The organism is Paludisphaera rhizosphaerae (genome assembly GCF_011065895.1).
Taxonomy (GTDB): Bacteria; Planctomycetota; Planctomycetia; order Isosphaerales; family Isosphaeraceae; genus Paludisphaera; species Paludisphaera rhizosphaerae.
The window spans coordinates 141,563-160,437 of sequence record NZ_JAALCR010000010.1; the positions used below are offsets into that span (position 1 = coordinate 141,563).

Annotated in this window: 13 protein-coding genes; 3 read left to right on the forward strand and 10 right to left on the reverse strand. The window is 68.0% G+C overall.

The genetic code is table 11. The features are described from left to right. Positions 1-131: 131 nt before the first annotated feature. The 3 genes from G5C50_RS14935 to G5C50_RS14945 all read right to left on the reverse strand — a co-directional run bounded on the left by G5C50_RS14935 (position 132) and on the right by G5C50_RS14945 (position 4,592). Positions 132-974, reverse strand: a complete 843-nt coding sequence (locus G5C50_RS14935; protein ID WP_165070686.1) for a carbon-nitrogen hydrolase family protein — start codon at positions 972-974, stop codon at positions 132-134. 33 nt (positions 975-1,007) lie between these two features. Beyond that, positions 1,008-1,823 carry a glycerophosphodiester phosphodiesterase gene (locus tag G5C50_RS14940; RefSeq protein ID WP_165070688.1) on the reverse strand — a complete coding sequence of 272 codons (816 nt, stop codon included), beginning with the start codon at positions 1,821-1,823 and terminating at the stop codon, positions 1,008-1,010. A 168-nt stretch (positions 1,824-1,991) separates the two neighbouring features. Beyond that, the gene (locus G5C50_RS14945; RefSeq protein ID WP_165070880.1) at positions 1,992-4,592 is read right to left on the reverse strand and encodes a proton/sodium-translocating pyrophosphatase; all 2,601 of its coding nucleotides are present in this window, start codon (positions 4,590-4,592) and stop codon (positions 1,992-1,994) included. A gap of 809 nt (positions 4,593-5,401) precedes the next feature. Here G5C50_RS14945 and G5C50_RS14950 point away from each other — a divergent pair. Continuing rightward, on the forward strand, positions 5,402-6,988 hold the full coding sequence (locus tag G5C50_RS14950; RefSeq protein WP_165070689.1) for a glycosyltransferase family 87 protein: 1,587 nt from the start codon (positions 5,402-5,404) through the stop codon (positions 6,986-6,988). Between the two features lie 21 nt (positions 6,989-7,009). Here the strand turns inward: G5C50_RS14950 and G5C50_RS14955 are convergent, their stop codons facing one another. Next, positions 7,010-8,239 carry a serine hydrolase domain-containing protein gene (locus G5C50_RS14955; RefSeq protein ID WP_165070691.1) on the reverse strand — a complete coding sequence of 410 codons (1,230 nt, stop codon included), beginning with the start codon at positions 8,237-8,239 and terminating at the stop codon, positions 7,010-7,012. Positions 8,240-8,623: 384 nt separating this feature from the next. Between G5C50_RS14955 and G5C50_RS14960 the strand changes: the two genes are divergently transcribed. After that, complete coding sequence (locus G5C50_RS14960; protein ID WP_165070693.1) at positions 8,624-10,129, forward strand: Mur ligase family protein; 1,506 nt, start codon at positions 8,624-8,626, stop codon at positions 10,127-10,129. 219 nt (positions 10,130-10,348) lie between these two features. Here G5C50_RS14960 and G5C50_RS14965 read toward each other — a convergent pair whose 3' ends face one another. From G5C50_RS14965 to G5C50_RS14990, 6 genes are all read right to left on the reverse strand, one after another. After that, the gene (locus G5C50_RS14965; RefSeq protein WP_165070694.1) at positions 10,349-12,466 is read right to left on the reverse strand and encodes a redoxin family protein; all 2,118 of its coding nucleotides are present in this window, start codon (positions 12,464-12,466) and stop codon (positions 10,349-10,351) included. Between the two features lies 1 nt (position 12,467). After that, positions 12,468-13,391: a hypothetical protein gene (locus G5C50_RS14970; RefSeq protein WP_165070696.1), complete on the reverse strand. Its 924-nt coding sequence runs from the start codon at positions 13,389-13,391 to the stop codon at positions 12,468-12,470. Continuing rightward, positions 13,388-13,993, reverse strand: coding sequence for an RNA polymerase sigma factor (locus tag G5C50_RS14975; protein WP_165070698.1), 606 nt, complete (start codon positions 13,991-13,993; stop codon positions 13,388-13,390). The genes G5C50_RS14970 and G5C50_RS14975 overlap by 4 nt, the downstream gene beginning before the upstream one ends. Before the next feature lie 31 nt (positions 13,994-14,024). After that, positions 14,025-14,483, reverse strand: coding sequence for a hypothetical protein (locus G5C50_RS14980; protein ID WP_165070699.1), 459 nt, complete (start codon positions 14,481-14,483; stop codon positions 14,025-14,027). 116 nt (positions 14,484-14,599) lie between these two features. Next, a complete protein-coding gene (locus tag G5C50_RS14985) occupies positions 14,600-16,984 on the reverse strand; it encodes a DUF4440 domain-containing protein (RefSeq protein WP_165070701.1) in 2,385 nt (794 codons plus the stop codon). A 57-nt stretch (positions 16,985-17,041) separates the two neighbouring features. Next, entirely contained in the window at positions 17,042-17,326 is a 285-nt protein-coding gene (locus tag G5C50_RS14990) for a hypothetical protein (protein ID WP_165070703.1), read from the reverse strand. Between the two features lie 278 nt (positions 17,327-17,604). Here G5C50_RS14990 and G5C50_RS14995 point away from each other — a divergent pair, with 278 nt between their 5' ends. Then, positions 17,605-18,846: a serine hydrolase domain-containing protein gene (locus tag G5C50_RS14995; RefSeq protein ID WP_165070705.1), complete on the forward strand. Its 1,242-nt coding sequence runs from the start codon at positions 17,605-17,607 to the stop codon at positions 18,844-18,846. Positions 18,847-18,875: the final 29 nt, after the last annotated feature.

Here is an 18,875-nt window from a genome sequence, read left to right on the forward strand (position 1 = left end):
CCGCCGCTTCTCTCACCTTACTCGATCGCTCCCGATCGGACAAACGCAACCGCCGCGCCCATTCGCTCGACGCGCAGGCTCTTTCCAATTCAGCGTTTTCGCTCGCCCGACTGGTCCGCTCGCGGTCGGTTTCAACCGGAGATCGGTTCGGCGAGTGGGCCATAGAAGGCGGGGCGGCGATCGGCGAAGCGGTCGATCTCGTGACGGCCGGGGACGCGGACGAGTCGCTTGGTCCGCGATTTTTGGGGATCGAGGTCGGCGAACAGGATGGTCTCCTCGGAGTCGTTCGCCCTGGCGAGGACGGCCCCGGCCGGGTCGGCGATCGAGCTGGCCCCGATGAACCGGAACCCGCTCTCGGTCCCAACTCGGTTCACCGCCATGAAATAGACCACGTTCTCCATGGCGCGGGTCGGAACCATGTGTTCCGCCTGGCATTCGCTGCGGGGAGGCCAGTTGGTGGGGAGGGCGATCAGGTCCGCCCCCTGGAGCGCGAGGAGCCGTGGAGCTTCCGGGAACGCTCCGTCGTAGCAGATCAGTACGCCGACCCGAAGGCCGGCGATTTCGTAGACGGCCGGTGGACGGTTCCCGGGATCGACGTGCATGTCGATGCCGAGATGGGGGAGGTGGATCTTGCGATAATTCCCCACAACGCCTTCCGGTCCGACCAGGGCGCAGGCGTTGTACAGGCTGTCGCCGTCTTTTTCCAGGAAGCCGAAGATGCACGCGCAGCCGGTTTCCCGGGCAGCCTCGGCGACGGCGGCCGTCTCCGGGCCTTCGAGTGGGACGGCGTGGGCGAAGCCCTCCTCGCGGCTCGCGAACCCGTATCCGGAGAGGGCGCATTCGGGGAAGACGGCCAGCTTCGCCCCGCCGCTCGCGGCGGCCTTCAGGCCGGCGACGATCCGTCCGAGGTTGTGGTCGACTTGCCCAAGCAGCGGCTCCATCTGAACCGCCGCGACTCGAATCGACTCCGCCATGTCGCGTCCTCTCCAGGGTGACGAGTCAGACCGTCACGGCAACTGCTGTTTCACCTTCTGAATCGCCGTTGGGATGTCCGTGCAGTGGACGTCGAGCCCCAGGCCGATGGCGAGGTAGTAGTCGTTGACCGCGTGGCCGGGCCAGCCGTTGACCTTCAACCCCTGCTTGTGGGCGTCTTCAACGTCGGTTCGCGACGTTCCCTTCAACTGGCAGGCGATCCGATCCGCGCCGACCGCCTTGGCCTTCTGGATGAACTCGGCCGAGCAGGGCTTGCCGGCGATGAGCGACATCGGCGCCTTCGGGTCGAGAGCATGGACGGCCTTGAGGGGACGCTCGTCGAACGAGGTGTAAATGTAGGTCGAGGATTCCGGCTTGCGAGCCTGGGCCGCCTTGTAGAGCGTCTGGCAGTAGGGCTCGATTCGACCGTCGGGATAGAGCGTCTTGTTGCTCGTCTTCATCTCCAGCTCGATGTAGCAACCCGGCTTGTCGGCGAAGTAGTCGAGAAACTCGTCCAGGAACAGGAGCTTTTGGCCTTTCTTGCCGGTCACGTTCTTCAACTCCGCTGCCGACATCTCCTCGACGGCCCCCTTGGCGTTGTACGTCCGGTCGAGGGCGTCGTCGTGGAGGATGACGAGGGCCCCGTCCTTGGTCATGCGCACGTCGGTCTCGAAGCCGCGGATTCCCTTCTCGTAAGACGAGCGGAAGGCTTCCATCGTGTTCTCTTCGAATTCATAACTGCCGCCGCGGTGGGCGAGGATGATCGGGCGCTGCTCCTGGGCGATCGTCGTGGATGAATCAACGAACAAGGGGCAGGCGGCCAGGAGGAGGATCGCGGACCGGCGGATCATGTCGAAGGCTCCAGAGAGTGAGAGACTCGGCAGGGCCCGATTGTATAGGCGTTGCGCCGGCGGGGACGAGGGCGGGCTCCGAAAAAATTCGAGGGCGCAAGAAGCGGGCCTCCCGGCTCACAGGGGAGCGGGGAGGCCCAAAGGGTTATCGATTCGATCGGTTTGGCGTCAGGCGCCGGCGTGCTCGAAGACCTGATCGGCCTCGGCGGCTCCGGCGAGGTCGGATTCCATCTCGCGGAGTTCCTTGCTCTCGGTCTTGGACCGCCAGACGGCCCAGGCCACGCCCGTGATGCAGAGCAGGCCGACCACATAGAGCACCCAGGCGTTCGGGCCCTTGGCGGTGGTCAGGATGGTCGGGATGGCCAGCAGGCTGACCATGTTCATGACCTTGATCAGCGGGTTGAGCGCCGGGCCGGCCGTGTCCTTCAGGGGGTCGCCGACGGTGTCGCCGGTGACGGCGGCCTTGTGCTTCTCAGAGCCCTTGCCGGTGGTCGCGGTGCGAGGCTCGTCCTCGATGGCCTTCTTGGCGTTGTCCCAGGCGCCGCCGGCGTTGGACATGAAGACCGCCAGCAACTGACCCACGATGATCATCCCCGCCAGGAATCCGCCGAGCGCCTGGGCGCCCAGGAAGATGCCGACCAGGATCGGAACCAGGATGGCCAGCAGCGCGGGGCCGACCAGCTCGTTCTGGGCGGCGGAGGTGCAGATGTTGACCACGCGGCCGTAGTCGGGCTTCTTGACGCCGCTCCAGATGTCCTTGTCGCGGAACTGGGTGCGGCATTCCTTGACGATCAGGAACGCGGCCCGGCCCACCGCACGGATGAGCATCGAGCTGAAGAGCAGCGGGACGATGCCGCCGATCAGGGCGCCGATGAAGACCATCGGGGCGGCCACGGAGAGCTTGCCGGCCTCGTTGAGGTAATCGGCCAGGGGCATCGTGGCGACCTTGTCTTCGCTCCCCACCGCGACGACCGCGATGAAGCTGGAGAAGAGGCTGACCGCGGCGATGACCGCCGAGCCGATGGCGATGCCCTTGGTCTCGGCCTTGGTCGTGTTGCCGACCGCGTCGAGGTCGGCGAGGATCTGGCGGGCGCGGTCGTAGTTCTTTTCGCCCATCTCGTCCTTGTCGTAGCCCATTTCGCCGATGCCGTTGGCGTTGTCGGCGACCGGCCCGAAGACGTCCATCGAGATCGTGTTGCCCGTCAGGGTCAGCATGCCGATGCCGCACATCGCCACGCCGTAGGCCACGAACAGCGGGCTCGCTCCGCCGTAGATCAGCACCGAGACGAAGATCGCCGCTGCGATGACCAGGGTCGCCACCACGGCCGATTCATAGCCGACGGCCAGGCCCTGGATGATGTTGGTCGCGTGGCCGGTCTGGCAGCTCTTGGCCAGACTCTTTACCGGGGCGTACTGGGTGTGGGTGTAATAGCTGGTGACCTTGTTCAGCGAGATCGCCAGGATGATGCCGATGAGGCACGTCCAGGCAGGCCGCAGGTCCAGGCCCTTGATGGTGCCGAGGTCGGCCCAGAAAGGTTGGGCGGCCAGGATCGGGCCAGTGTAGCTCTTGGTGAATTCCTTCAGCGAAACCCCGCCGGCCAGGGCGGCGTCGCGGGCCTTGGCGAAGTCCTCGGTCACGTTGTAACCGTAGGCGGCCTGGGGATACTCGCGGATGTACGAGTCGTCGAAGTGGAGGTACGCCACGCCCAGCAGCATGAAGCCGACCACGCTGATGACCGAGCCGATCACGAACCCGCGATGGACCGAGTGCAGGGCCTCGTCGCTGGTGCTGTCGACGCCGGCGCGGACGCTGTAGGTGCTGATGATCGAGCCCAGAACGCCGATCGCCCGGACCAGCAGCGGGAAGATGACCCCCTTGTGGCCGAAGCTGGCGTAGCCCAGGATCATCGCGGCGACGATCGTGACCTCATAGCTTTCGAAGATGTCGGCCGCCATACCGGCGCAGTCGCCGACGTTGTCGCCCACGTTGTCGGCGATCGTCGCCGCGTTCCGCGGGTCGTCTTCGGGGATGCCGGCCTCGACCTTGCCGACGAGGTCGGCGCCGACGTCGGCCGCCTTGGTGTAGATGCCGCCGCCGACCCGCATGAACAGGGCCAGCAGCGTGCCGCCGAAGCCGAAGCCCAGCAGCACTTCATAGGCCTTCTCGCCGAAGATGATGAAGATCGACGTGCCGCCCAGCAGGCCGAGGCCGTCGGTCAGCATGCCGGTGATCGTCCCGGTCCGGTAGCCGAGCTGCATCGCCTCGCCGTAGCTGGTGCGGGCGGCGGCCGCCACGCGGAGGTTCCCCCGCACGGCCAGGTTCATGCCGACGAAGCCGACCAACCACGAGAACAGGGCGCCCACGAAGAACGCCGCGGCTCGACCCAACTGCACGGCGCCCGTCGCCTGTGCGGTGAAGTAGAGGATCACCGTGATCAGGAAGATCAGCGGGAACAGGGCCTTCGCCTGCCGCATCAGGTAGGCCCACGCCCCCTCGCGGACGGCGTCGGCGACCTCACGCATCTTGGGAGTGCCCTGGTCCGCCCTCAGAACCTGTCCCACCAGCATGCCGGCGTAAGCCAATCCCGCAACCGCGATCAGGAGCGTCAGGATCAGGCCGAACTTCTCAGCCGGGGCGTACTTCGTCAGCGGCTCGAACAACTCGACTGCGCTTTCCGCGGCCGCGGGGGCGGCGACCGCCGCCGGCGTTGCGGCGGCCGGCTGCGTCGCCGGGGCGGCCTCTTGAGCAGCGACTGCGAAGGCGCCCATGGAAATCAAGGCCGCCAGAGCCAGCGACCTGATGCCGATGCGGGGATGCATTTTCCCTCTCCGGGTTTTTGAAACTTTTGTGAATCGAGGCGGTCGGTCGTCGACCTGTCCCGTCGATTGGCTTGGGGCTGCCGCCCAGGGCCCTTTTTCGGGCCGATGTCTCGCGAGCTTTAAGGTGTCGCGGGGGGTGGCGACCAGGCTGAGGCCGGCGGCCTGACGCCGCCGGTGGAGGCCGGCTCCTTACCTGTAATAGTTCGTCGCTCTTCGCGTCGGTCTTGAAGTGCGACGCCGTGATTTCATTCGATTAGACAGCGCGGTCGGTCCTCATGGAAGAGGGAAAAGAGGGAATTTCGAAGGAAATCTCCGAGCCTCAAGTCGCGCTGGAGGATTGGATAATACGGCAAGTCTAAATATCGGGATGTTTTATGGAATCCCGTCCCCGTTCGGGCTTCGGCCGCTGAATTTCCTGGCGGACGCGATCCGCTCGACGCGGAGGGGCTCGGGCTTTCGACGGAGGTCCTTGCGAAGTTCTCTTGGCGCCGGATCGTCGAATTCATCAGTGTCGATCAGGACATGGGGGCGGTACTTTTTAGAACATGCGTCGACGTCGTGGATTTCGAAATTTGTGAAATCGTCGACAAGGAAGCGGCCGGTTTCCCGGGGATTGACGTTCACCAAAAACCGAGGGTTGGTTAGTCTCCCTCGATCCTTCGCGCATTCTCTGGATGGACGCGGTCTCACGGACGAGACGACCCCGGCGATTCGCCGACGTTTTCTCCGGCTGATCGCCTGGGGAGACTCCTAGACTCATGGCGCACCCGGACGAGACCGGCGCGGCTGACGGCTGGAACAGACCTTCGCGAATCCGTCGCGACGAGGCTGCGGATCGACCTCCGACCATTGCGGCCCGGACGCCCTTCCGTTGGGAGCCATGGCTGATCGGCCTGACGGCGATTCTGATGGTGGTCTTTTCGGCCCCCCCTCTCTACAACCTGTTCGCGGGGGCGCCGAACAAGGACTACAGCCTTTGGTATCAGGTCGGCGCTGCGGTGCGCGAGGGGATCGACGTCTACCCCGACCCGGACTCGAACAGGCTCTTCCCGTTCATGTATCCGCCGTCGGCCGCGGCGCTTTTGGGGTACGTCAGTTGTGTCGGTCCCTACGCGACAGGCATCCTGTTGGTCCTGGTGCATTCCGCGGCCTGGGTGGGAGCGGTGCTACTCTCAGTCCGACTGGCGACCGGCGGGACGGCGAGGACGCGAAACCCGATCCTGTACGTCGTCCCTTCCCTGGTCATCATCGCGCTGATCCACAACACGTACCTGCTCGGTCAGCCGAACCTGACATTGCTGACGCTGCTGTTGGCGGCGTTCCTGTGCTTGCAGAAGGGGAAGGACGGCTGGGCGGGAACCCTCGTGGCGACGGGGGCGGCGATCAAGGCGTTTCCGATCCTGGCGCTGGGCTATTTGATCTATCGCCGACGGTGGCGGGCCTCGGCGGCGACGGTCGTCGCGCTGGCGGTCTGGCTGCTGGTCGTACCGCTGGCCTTCCGCACGCCTGCCCAGGCGGTTCGCGACGTGAAAGTCTGGGCCGGCGGGATGCTCTTCACGTACAACTCGAACGGCATCGCCCAGCGGCCGTTTCGGTCGTACAGCTACAAGAACCAGTCGATCATGGCGATGGCGCATCGCCTGCTGCGGGACGTGCCGGCCGACGGCGAGACCGTGCTGTCGAAGCGGGTCGCCGCGATCCGTCGCAAGCTCAGGGAGACCGAGCCGGAGCAAGCCCGCGCGGACGCCTCGCTCGACCTCAAGACGATGCTCACGGCCCAGCCCAAGGGGCGTTCGCCGCTCGAAGGGGCGTTCGAGGGGATCGACGACGACCTCAAGGCCGCCTGGAGGGTGAACGTGGCCTCATGGGGCTTCCGGGCCGTGACGCTGGCGACCCTCGCCGGCATGGCCGTGCTGAGCCTGTTTACGCTGGCCGTGCTTCCTCGCGACCGCGAGCGCACGCCCCGAACCGACGCGCTGGAGTTCTCGATCATCACCCTGCTGATCGTGATGTTCTCGCCGTTGTCGTTCAATTATGCATTCGTGTGGATGATCTTTCCGATGACGGTCGCGCTGCAAGAGGTTATTGAGCATCCCGCCGCCGATCCGAGGCGACGCAAGCGGGAACGGGCCTGGCTCGGCTTCATCCTCTTGCTGCCCGCGACGGCGATCGCCTTCCCGCTCTATGCGCAGGCGTACGGCAACCTCTTCGTCCCGGCCGCGTTGTTGGTTTTCACGCTGGGTTGGAAGCTGCGCGAGGCGACTCGCGACGGGCTGGCCACGACGACGACAGAGCCGCACTCCACCTCGCTCGGACGATTCGCCGGCGCTTCGACCGTTGGTTGAGCCAACGAGGGCTCCCTCGATTCAGGGCGTCGAGCCTGCGCAGGCGGCTTCCCGCAGATCCTTCGTCAACTGCCCTGACATCCCCTCCAAGGTCGTGTTGGTCATGCAGACGACGGAGAGCTTTCGCGTCGGGTCGACGAACCAGTAATGGCCGTAGACCCCGCCCCACTGGCATGACCCCTTGGAGAGAGGCGTTCCGGCGAGTGCCGGGTCGACGACCACCGCGGCGCCGAAGCCGAAGGCCCATCCGGGGCCGCTGGCGACGTTCTGGAGGTCGCCGGTCTGAGGGCTGAACATGGCGAGGGCCGTTTCGGGCTTGAGAATCGGCGCGCCTCCCTTGCGGATCGCCTCCAGGAATTTCAGGAAGTCGCCGGCCGTGCCGATCATCCCGCCGCCGCCGGAAGCGTACGAGGTCGGGACCAGGGCGCGGTCGGGGGCGAACCGCACCCCCGCACCAGGGCCGAACGAGGTGACGTGCACCGCGCCCATGAGGATCGGTTCGGGCGCGGCGTCGAAGTACGCGGCGGCCAGCCTTCCCGACGGCGGGTAATAGAACGAGGTGTCCCGCATCTCCAGCGGGCCGGTGACCGTGCGCTCGACGACGGTCGGCAGCGGATCCCCCCCGGCGCGAGCGACGACGGCGCCGAGGACGTCCGTCGCCAACGAGTACCGCCACGCCGTACCGGGCTCGAAGAGGAGGGGGGCCGAGGCAAGCCGCTTGAGGTTCTCGTCGAGCGTCAGTCCCGGCTGATCGAGACCGTCGGAAACGCCCGCACGGTGGTAAGGGCCGTCCGCGGGCTCGGCGAAGCCGTATCCCAGGCCCGAGGTGTGGGTCAGGAGTTGCCGGACGGTGATCGTCGGGACGCGGCCGTCCGCCAGGCGAGGGCGGAAGTTCGGCAGCCATCGCGTGATCGGATCGTCCAGTCTGATGCGGCCCTGATCGACGAGCGCCAGCGCCGCGGCGGAGACGATCGGCTTGGTTACGGAGGCCAGGCGGAACACGGCGTCCTCGCGCATCGGCCGGCCCGCTTCCCGATCCGCCAGACCCACCGCCCGATGGTAGACGATCTGCCCATCCCGGGCCGCCAGCACGACGCCGCCGACGATTCGCTTCTCCCTGACGGCTCGGCTGAGCGCGGCGTCGAGCCCACCGGCGATCGGATCAGCGACGGGCGTCTGACCGAATGTTGGCGTGGCGATCGCCAGGCAGGCGGCGAGGGCCGTCAAGACGGGCCGAATATGACGAGGCATCGAATTCGTCGCGCGGGCCTTGGCGGTCACCGGGGATCTCCTCTCGGGTGTCGATCGTCGGGGGTAAATCAGAGCTTATCGGCATTCCGCCCGGCTTGGCATTGCCTTTTTCAGGGGGTTCGCCAAGAATGCCGCCACCTACCTGCGACGCACCTCCTTGTTGACGGCGGCCCGCAACGGGCCGAGACGAACGGGAACGGACGGATCGAGCGAGGTTCGCGATGCGTGACGCATGACAGACACGATGCGAGACGAAGTCGCGGACCCTGTTCGGCGACGTCGCGAGGCCGACCCCGACGGAGCGTAAGGGATGACGCCGGGGGCCGGAACGCGGGGGGATGAGGTGTTGGGCAGGCCGAAAGGCCGAGCAAGGAGGCGATGCCCATGGCACGCTGGTTCGTCGATCGACTTCCTCAGCGCGGGATTCCCTCGGTGAGCCTCCGCAGGCTGTTGCCGGGGGCGAAGTTCGTGGGGTGCCCGGACTGGGAGGTCACCGGCTGCGCCGTCGATCATCGCCGGCTCGACCCAGGTCAGGTGTTCGTGGCCGTTCGCGACGCTCGCTATGACGGCCACGGCCACATCGCCGACGCACTCGATCGGGGCGCTGCAGGCGTCGTCGTCGAGCGCGTCGTCCCTGAGGCTGGTCGTCTCCAGGTCGTGGTGGACGACGCTCGTGCCGCGCACGCTCGGATTTGCCACGCTCTGGCCGGCGATCCGTCGGAACGGATGGCCACTCTGGGCGTCACCGGCGTTCGGGGCAAAACGGTCGTCAGCATGATGGCCCGGTCGATCATGGAGGCCGCGGGCCTTCGCTGCGGTCTTGTCGGCGGCGCTCCCGCCGAGTCCGGCGCGACCTGGCCGGGAGGCGCTGCGGGGCTGGCCGCGATCCTGGCGCACATGGTCGAGCAGAAGTGCGAGGCCGGCGTGATCGAGATCGGCGCCGAGTCGCTGGAGGCTCGCGGGCTTGAAGGCGTGACCTTCCAGGCGGCCGTGGCGACAGACCTGGCTCTGCCGCAGGGCGTTCCCACCGAGGAGGCGCTGCGACGTCGCCGGGCCAAGGCCAGACTCTTCCGCAAGATCGCGCCGGGGGGGGCCGCGGTGGTCAACGCCGACGACCCCGCCGCCGAGATCCTGGGCGGCCTGAACCTGGACGCCCGCCGCGTCAGTTTCGGCCTGCAACGACCCGACCAGGTCGACGTCTCGGCGACCATCGAGCGGGTCGACTCCGTCGGCACCCGGTTCCAGCTTCACGGTTTCGACCGCTCGGTGCCGGTGACGCTCCGCCTGATCGGCGAGCGGCACGTCTCACACGCCCTGGCGGCCGCGGCCCTGGCGTGGTCGATGCACGTCGACGTCGACGCCGTAGTGGCCGGCCTGGAGTCGGTCGCTGGCGTCGCCGGGCATCTTGAGGCGGTCGACGAGGGACAGGATTTCGACGTCCGCATCGACGAGGCCCGCGACGCGACCGCGCTCGCCCAGGCCCTGGCCGCCTTGCGGTCGGTCTCCGCCGGACGCATCCACCTGGTCCTGAGCGCCCATGGCGATCAGGATCGCGCCGAACGCCGGGCCCTGGCGATGGTCGCCGAGCAGGCCGCCGATCGCGTGATCCTCACGCTGGGCGATCCTCGGACCGAAGAGCCCGACCGCTGCATGGACGACGTTCTGGGCGGCTTCCGGCGTCCTGGCAAGGTGCACGTCGAACCCGACCGCCGTCGAGCCATCGAGACTTCCCTGGCCGACGCCCGTCGCGGCGACGCCGTGCTGATCGCCGGCAAGGGCCGCAACGCCTTCCAGATCTTCGCCGACCGCGTCGTCCCCTTTGACGACTTCGCTGTTACCCGAAGCTTCCTGGCGAACGGGGGCCGGGTAGCGGCCTCGCGCTCGGCTTGAGGTCTTGCCGGGCGAGTCCGACCGACCCTCCCGTTCCCTCTCCCACCGGGAGAGGGCAGCCGCGCAGCGGCGGGTGAGGGTCGTCGGATTTCGGAGGGCGTCGCGGACGCGAATTCGCCGAAGCGATCGCGAAGCGCGGCGACCCTCATCCGCCCCTTCGGGGCACCTTCTCCCGGGGGGGAGAAGGGACGGCTCGCGCTGGTTACGAGGCAGCGGAACTCACCGCTTGAAATCGGCGATCGGACAGCCCACGCCCTCAACGCGGGCTTCCGCCACGGTGCGGCCGGCGAGGACGGCGTCGAGCGCCTCGCGGAGGTCGTGGCGCGAGGGCTCGGGTTTCTGGCGGCCGAGCTTGCCGAAGCGGTCGTCGATGCGTCCGCAGTAGGCGACCGAGCCGTCGGCCGCGATCACCGCGGCCTCCGGGCTGGTCTTCGCGCCGGTGCGCGCGACGAGATCCTGCTTGCCGTCGAGGACGACCGGCATGTCCAGGGATAGTTCCTTGGCGCTCGACGCGGCCTGGCTCGACGAGACGTCGGGGTCGACCTGCACGAGCAGGAAGTCGACCCCCTTGTCGGCGTAGTCTTTGGCGATCCGCGCCATTTCGGGGGCGAACTGGTTGGCGACGGGGCAGCCGTCGGCGACGAAATAGAGGACGTTCGCCTTCGTCCCCGCGGCCGGATGCATGGGCGTCCACGACCGCCCGGAGAGGTCGGCCACGACCGGCCCTGCGTTGGGTTTGGTGGAGCTTTGCGGGCCTTCGTCACGCTTTTGCATGAGCCCGCGCAAGAGGCCGCCGGGACGGAGCCGCTTGAACTCGTCGAGCTGGAGGGCGCCGTCGCCGTTGGCGTCGAGCCGGCCCACGAAGGGCTTGAGCCGATCGGGGATCTCGATCCCCTCCAGGCGGCCGTTGCGGTCGGCGTCGAGGACGTTGAAGATCGTCTCCAGCCGCTCGGGGTCGAGGTTCCTCAGCAGCATACCGCCGAGCGCGCCGCCGCCGCCGCCTCCCGCGAATCGGCCGTTCCGGCCGCCGGCGAAGACCGAGGGGCCGTCGTAGGCGTCGATGTCGGCCTCGTTCACGGCGGCGAACGCCAGGCCGATCGAGCCCATCTCGTCGGTCGAGCCCTCGCCCCAGTGGACGCGAACGGGCGGGTCGGACGGGTTCCGGGGATTGTCCTTGGAGTTGTCGTACGTGAGCGTGGTGCGGACCATCGTCCCCTTGGGGAGTCGCACGGGCTCGGCGTAGTTGTAGCGCCCTTGCCAGTTGAAGTCCCAATCATCGATGGCGAACAGCTTCAGTTCGCGGCCGTCGGGGAGTTCGGCCACGGCTTTCATCGTCTTGCAGAGGTAATGGGCGTGCCCGCCGATCGAGACCACGTCGATGTCGAAGGGGGCCTGCCATTCGCCGTGGATGGTGAAGTCCTTCACCCCCGGATCGATGCCGTGGCCGCCAAGCTCCGTGGCGATTCCGAACGCCAGGGGCGCCTGCGTCCCCAGCAGCCGGCGCTTGGGACGCTCCTTGGCGAAGTAGAGGCCGAAGGTCGTCTTCTCATGCTCGGCCTTGCCCGAGGGATGGAAGTGGACCTGCACCACCAGGTCAGACCCCTTCGCCAGCGGGTAGGCCAGGCCCATCGGCAGTTTCCGAGGCGTGGCGCCGACGGCCCAGCCGCCGAGCGTCCCCGTGCGTGGAAAGCCCATCCGGCTGAAGCCGAGACCCGGGTCGGCCTCGTCCAGGCGACGGGCCGCGCCCGACGAGTCGAGGAAGTAGATGGCGTGGTGGACGACCGACCGCGCCGTGGGTCGGATCTCGACGGCCGTCACCCAGCGGTCCTCGGAGAGGTTCAGCGGCAGGACGAACATCCGGTAGATGTCCGGGCCGTCGGCCGGCACGTCGAACGCCTCGGGGAGCGTGACGACCATATCGGGCTCCCCCAGCGTCCAGCCGCCGGGGGGGAAGGTCGGCAGAGGCGGGAGCTTGTCGGCGGGACCCTCGGGGGCACCGGCCTCGACCCATTTGTCGATCGTGGCGATCTGTTCGTCGGTCAGCCGGCGCTCGTCCTGGAAGTGGCCCCAGCCCTTCGCGGGAGGCCACGGGGGCATGTAGGCGTCCTTGACGACGTCGCGGATCAGGCTGGCCCGCTTCTGCACGTCGCGATAGCCCATCAAGGTGAAGGGAGCCCCTTCGCCGGGGCGATGGCACGAGGTGCAGTTGTTGAAGACGATGGGCGCGACGTTCTCCGTGAACGTCGGGGCCGAGCCTTCACCGGCCGAGGCCGCCCCGCTCGCAAGGAGCAGGAATGCAGCCGCCGCCAGGCCGGTCGTGGGGTGTTTGGTCGTCATGTCAGTCGCCTTTGAGGAGGAGGGAGCCGAAGAAATGGATCAGTTCGCGACGTCGTCGCGGGATCTGGTCGGGGCCGAGGATCGGGGCGTTCTCGTCGAGATGCGACGGCAGCCGATACGAGGCGTCCGGCTGCCGTTCCGCACCGTCGAACGTGAACGAGACCTCGCCGAGCGGCCGCCCGTCGCGGACGCGGGCGAGGACGACCTTGCGCACGAGTTTGGTTTCATCGTCGATCTCCACGTCGATCCAGCGCAGCCGGGGTCGGACCCGATCGGAGGGCGGCGTCCCCCGGATCAGTGTAGAACGCGGAGAGGCGTTGAGCGTTCTCACGTCGAATTCCGTGGCGAGGATGTGGAGAGTCGCATCGAGGTCGAAGCTGAACAGGTCGAGCACCTCGTCGAGCGGTCGGGGGACTTCCTCGGGGGCGAAGTCGAGTCCCACGTCGGGGCTCGGCGCGAGCCAGACCCAACGCCGTTCGTCCCGGCCGCAGGCCCAGCCTCCCTGGCGAGCCTCGACGCGGAAGCAATCGCGACGCGCCCAGAGGCGGCAGTCGGCCGTCGCTAGCGCCGCGAGCAAGGGGGCCTGTTCGCCCATTCCGGGGGCCAGGTCGACGCGTATCTGATAGGCCCGATCGTCGTCGGTCGCAGCCAGCGCCTGGCGGGCCTCGTGGACAAGCTTCAGCGGGTCGGCCTGGATGGGGCGAGGCCCGCGCCAGATCCAGGTCGAGGCGGCGAGCACGATCGCCGCCGCGGCGGCGACGGCCGTCCACCGAGTGGCCTTGCGCCGTGAGGGGCGCTGGACGGTCGCCTGGCGGGCTCGGACTCCGGCGAGGATCTTGGTGGGATCGACGTCGAGCGATCGGTCGTGAAGGTGGTCTCGGAGCAGGGCCTCGACGTCGGGGCGTTCGGGTGAGCCGGTGGTCATGGCTCGGGCCCTCCCAGGTAGGGGGCGAGCGCCGCTTCCATCGCGGCCCTGGCCCGGTGCACCAGAACGCCGGCGTTGCTTTCGCCGACGCCCAGGGCTTCTGCGATCTCGCGGAGCGAGCAGCCCTGGCTCTTCAACTCGATCGCCGCCCGGTGGCGGACGGGCAGCGTCCTTAAAGCCCGGTCGATCGCCTCGGCCAGTTCGCGGCCGAGCAGCGCGCCGTCGGGGGGAGGGGTGGACGGGTCGGGGAGGTCGCGGGTGCGGCCCTCGGCGTCGAACAGGGAGAAGAACCCGCGCCGGCGGGTCTTCAGGTTGACGCACGCGTTGGCGACGGCCGCCAGCAGGATCTTCAGTCCGTCGGCCCGGAGGTCGTAGGCGTCCTTCCGCGCCAGGAGCCGGCAGTAGCAGGTTTGCACCACGTCTTCCGCCCTCTCGCGGTTGTGCAGCAGCGAGACGGCGAAGGCCACGGCCCGCGGCGCCGTGGCTTCCACCCAGTCCGAGAGGTCGTCCGCCGGGCCGCGCGGACGGACGCCGCCGGCGTCGAGAGCCTCGGTCGGCTCGACGGCCCTGTCGTCTCCTTCAAGGCGGTGTGGACCACCCAAGGTCGTCGGCCCCCGGCGCGTCACCGACGGTTTACTTCTTCAAGGTCCCGAGGTCAGCCAGGATCGCCTGGACGTCCCCAAGGATGACTTTCACCTGCTGCTTCGTGACTCCACTCGCGATCACGAGCGTCTTCACGTCGGCCGCCGTTTGCTGCGCCAGCGACTTCGGGATATTCGCACTGACGAGCACCGCGGAGACGTCCTTCTCAAGCTTTACGGCCTCGGCCGGCGTGATGACGCCGTCGGAGGCGGCGGCCGCGACGTCGGTCTTGAGCGTCGCGACCGTCTTTGGATCCGGTTTGGTGGCGACCTTCGCGATCGCCGACAGGTCGGTCCCGACGGCCTTGATCTCGGCCGGCGTGACGTTCGACCCCTGGTGAATGGCGGAGAGATCCTGAACCAGCTTCGCCACGTCCTGTTGAAGCCCGGAGAGGAGTTCACGCCCCTCCAGGCGATCGAACTCGACGCGGGTCCTGCGTCTGACCGTCATGCTCCATCCCCCCGACTGATGACTCTGGAAGAATCCGTTTCACGTCCCGACAGAGGGTGAACCCCGAACCCCTCGATTTCTTACACGGGCGGAAAAGGATTCTTCGAGTCGATCGGTCAGGGCTTCTTCGCCGGCGCCGGGTCGGCGGCGGACGTGTGGTCGTGAACGATCTTCCAGCCGGCGGGGAGCCGGCGGAGGATCAGGGTGAACAGGCCGTGGGGCTCGGCGCCGTCGGGCATGACGAGATGCCAGCCGCCCCGGGCCATGGCGGAGTCGGGGCCGAGGGTGTCGACCTCGACGTCTGTGAAGTCCAGCCGTCCCATCGCGCGGCCCTCGGCCTTGTATCGGGAACGGTAGCGGTCGCGGGTCGGGCCGAAGCCCATCGTCTTGGTGCCGCCGGACTGGAAGACCAACTCGGGCGAGTCCCAGTAGGTCGTCAGGAATCCGTCAAGGTCCCCCGCGTTCCAGGCTGAGACCTGCTTGGCGAGTACCTCGCGGACGTCGCCGGCGGGGTCGTGCTCGACGGCCGGCGTGGCGGCCTGGCCGCCGGAGGCCGGGTTGCGGAGGAAGTACAGGCGGCCGTCCTCCGCGCCGCCGAGGAAGTCGGGGACGCCGTCGGCGTCGAAGTCGACGACCGTCGGGCTGACGTCGTGGCCCTCGATGTTCGTGTTCGAGAGCAGGCCGACGTTGCGGAACGTCCAGCTACGCGTGGTCGAGGGAACCTGCTTGTAGAAGAGGGCGTTGGCCGCGTTGAGCAGGAGGTCCAGCTTGCCGTCGCGGTCCCAGTCGACGACGCAGAGCTTGCGCCGGCCGCTGCCGCCGGCCGCCTTGGAGTTCAGCCGCAGCGGCTCGCCGGCCTCGTCGACGAAGACCCGCGCCGGAGGCCGCAGAGAGAGCTTGCCGTCGCGTTTTTCGCGTTCGAAGAAAGCAAGGTAGCCCTCCTGATCGAGCATGACGAGGTCGACGAGGCCGTCGCGGTTCCAGTCCACGGCGACGGGCGTGGTCCGCCACTGGGTCAGCAGCTCGTTGCCGACGGGTTTCATCCAGCCCCAGGCCAGCTCCGGCTGAGGCTGCGCGGCCGTCCAGGCGACCTCGATGGGCTGGGCCGCGGCCAGCTTCGGGGCGTTCCGCGTACCGACGTTCTTGTACCAGTGGACCTTGCCCAGGATCGAGTTCACCAGCAGGTCGGGGAGGCCGTCGCCGTCCCAGTCGGCGATGCTCAGCGTGGTGTAGCCCCACTTGGCCTCGCACGGACCCTGGATGCTGCCGTTGGGGCCGGCCATGATCCGGATGACGCTGCCGTCGGCTTCCAGCAGCTTGGGCGCGGCCCACTTCGGCCGGGCGACGCCCGGGCCGCTGAGGTTCTCGAAGAACCCGATGTATCCGGCCGTGTCGCCGGAGACGACGTCGAAGTCGCCGTCACCGTCCCAGTCGAAGCCGAACGGCGTCGCGAGCGCCCCGAACTTCAGGTCGTCGGCTTCCTGCTGGAAGTAGACGGGGGCCAGGAACCGCGGCGTGCGGTCGTCGGCCAGGCCGCCGGCGTTCTCGACGAGCGCCACGCGGCCGTCCTCGTCGCCGACGATCAGGTCGAGGTCGCCGTCGAGGTCCCAGTCGATGGCCGTCGGCGTGATCATCTCCAGGTCCATCGTCAGCGGCGAGCCGTCGCCCCGCTTCAATCGACGTCCCGGAGAGTACTTCGGTTCAGTCCGCGAGCCGATGTTTTCGAAGTAGGTGAAGCCGTCCAGGAACTCGCCGCAGAGGAGGTCCAGATCGCCGTCGCCGTCGAAATCGGCGAAGTTGGGGGAGGGCCAGCCGAAGACTTCCAGCGGGTCTCCCTTCACGGTCAGGCGGGACGGCGTCTCATATTTCGGCTTGTCGTTGTCGCCGACGTTCTTCGCGACGTAGACGTATCCCCGCAGCGGGCCGCGGGTCCAGACGCCGTCGGCGTTGTAGGCGTTGTCCCAGCCGTAGTCGGTCCAGTCGTCGGCGCCGACGACCACGTCGAGCTTGCCGTCGCCGTCGTAGTCGACGTATCGCCAGAAGTTGCCGCGGACCTTGTTGGGGTGGACGTTGGCCGGCAGGGTGAGCTTCTTGCTCTTCTCCAGGCCGGTCTTGAGGAAGTCGGGGTGTTCGGCCCCCGGGGAGAGGATGCGGGGGCGGCCGTCGACGTAGCTGACCTGCACGTTCTGCAAGCCCTTGCTGATCCGGCGGCCCGGCTTGAAGACGGGGAGCTTGGTCCGCGAGGTCGGCCCCGCCGTGTTCTCGAAGAAGTAGACGCCGTTGGAGGGCTTGTCGGGACAGTTGACCACAAGGTCCAGGTCGCCGTCGCCGTCGAAGTCCATCGGCAGGGGCCAGGCCCACAGGCCGACCCCGAGGTCGACGACCAGCCCGGGGTTGTTGTACTTGAGCCGCTCCAGATCCTGCCCCCGGGCGGTCCCCGCCGCGATCGCCAGCAGGGCCAGCGCCGCGGCCATCGGCGAGCGGGTCGACGTCGTCCCCATTCGTACATCTCCCGTCGAGGTCGGCGAGAGAGGGAACGCGCGTCGTCCCGGCCGACCTCAACCGGTGACGAGCCGCCGTTTCAACGAGGCGAGCCACCCGCCCCCTGAGGCCGGCGCGGCCTCCGGGCGACCATTGTAAGCGCACAGCTGGAACAATTCCTCCAGCTTGCGGCGGAACGACCAGTCGCGGGAGAACCCGCACAGGTGGTCGAAATCCGTCTTGCTCATATAACCATGATAATAGAGCCGCCGCGCGTCCGGGTCGAAGACCAGGCGATCGGCGTACTTGGCGGGGATCTTGTACCCCTCGGGCAGCTTCTCGAGCGCGACGAAGCGATCCACGAGACCCTCCATCCGAATCGAGGCGATGTGTCGTTCACGTCCTCACATGAAGCTGAGCGGCTTCACGGCGGAGAAGCGCGCCCGGAATCCAAGGCTGAAAAGGGCGATGACGGGAGAGACGCCCGTGTAATCCATCGGATCGTCGCCATGCGTCGACATCAAGGGAAATCTTCGACGTCGCCGGTTGCGTGCCGGTCGTTCCGGATCTAGGCTCGAAGGTTCGGCGTGGGAGTCGCCGACGCGTTCGGGCCGAAGCCGGTCGATCAGGAGGGCGCGAGATGAACCATCGGCGCGATTGGTTGAGGGCGGTTGTCGGAGGTGCGGCGGCCTTCGCCGGGGGCTGGAATCAGCCCGTCTCGGCCCAGGAGCCCGCGAATCCCAACCAGCGGCGAACCGTGCGGCGGCCGGTGTTGCCCGATCCCGCCCGGATGGCGCTCCGCCCCGTGATCGAGCCCTGGGAGACGCGTCTCCCCGACGATCCCCAGGCCGCGGCCCTGCTGGAAGGCGTTCGCGAGAAGCACAGCCTTCCCGGCATGGTCGGCGCGATCCTCAAGGGGCCCTCGGTCGTCTCCATCGCTGCGACCGGAGTCCGCAGGATCGGCGACGCCGGCGCGTTCCGCACGACCGATCAGATCCACCTCGGATCCTGCACCAAGGCGATCACCGCCACCCTGCTGGGTACGCTGTTCGAGGAGGGCGTGCTGTCGCCGTCGAGCACGATCGGCCGGGTTTTCCCCGAGTTCGCCGATCGGCTCCACCCTGATTTCCGCGACGCCACCCTCTCGCACCTCTTGACGCATCGGGCGGGCCTGCCGCACGACGCCGACTGGTGGAACCTGCCCGGCATGAACCCGACCGAGAAGCGATACGCGGCGCTGGTCGACCTGTGCTCGGTGCCCCCCAAGACACTACCCGGGAAGACTTACGCCTATTCCAACGCCGGCTATACGCTGGCGGGGCTGATGGCCGAGCACGTCACGGGGGCCTCGTGGGAGAACCTGGTCCGCGCCAGGGTCTTCGAGCCGCTCTACATGTACTCGGCCGGCTTCGGTCCGCCGGGGCTGGACGGCTCCTCGCGCGAGAACCAACCGTACGGGCATCAGCTTTCCATGGGCAAGCCGAAGCCGATCCGCCACGACAACCCCGAGGTCATGGGGCCTGCGGGGACGGTCCACTGCTCGATCGTCGACTGGGCCAAGTTCGCGATCGCCCACCTCCGCGGCGAGCGACCCGGGGCGAAGCTGCTCCTTCCTGCGACCTACCAGGACCTCCACACGCCGCCGCCGCGTTTCGAATACGCCGGCGGCTGGCTCGTCTTCAATCGCCCCTGGGCGGGCGGCCGCGCCCTGAACCACGCCGGCAGCAACACCATGTGGTACGCTGTCGTCTGGCTCGCTCCCGAGCGCGACTTCGGCGTCCTCGTCGCCACCAACATGGGCGGCGGCCCCACCGCCAAGGCCTGCGACGAAGCGGTCGGCGCCCTCCTCGGTCGCTACCGCGAGGCGTTTGCGGGGGTGTGAGGTCGCTCACCGTGCCACTCCCACTCTCT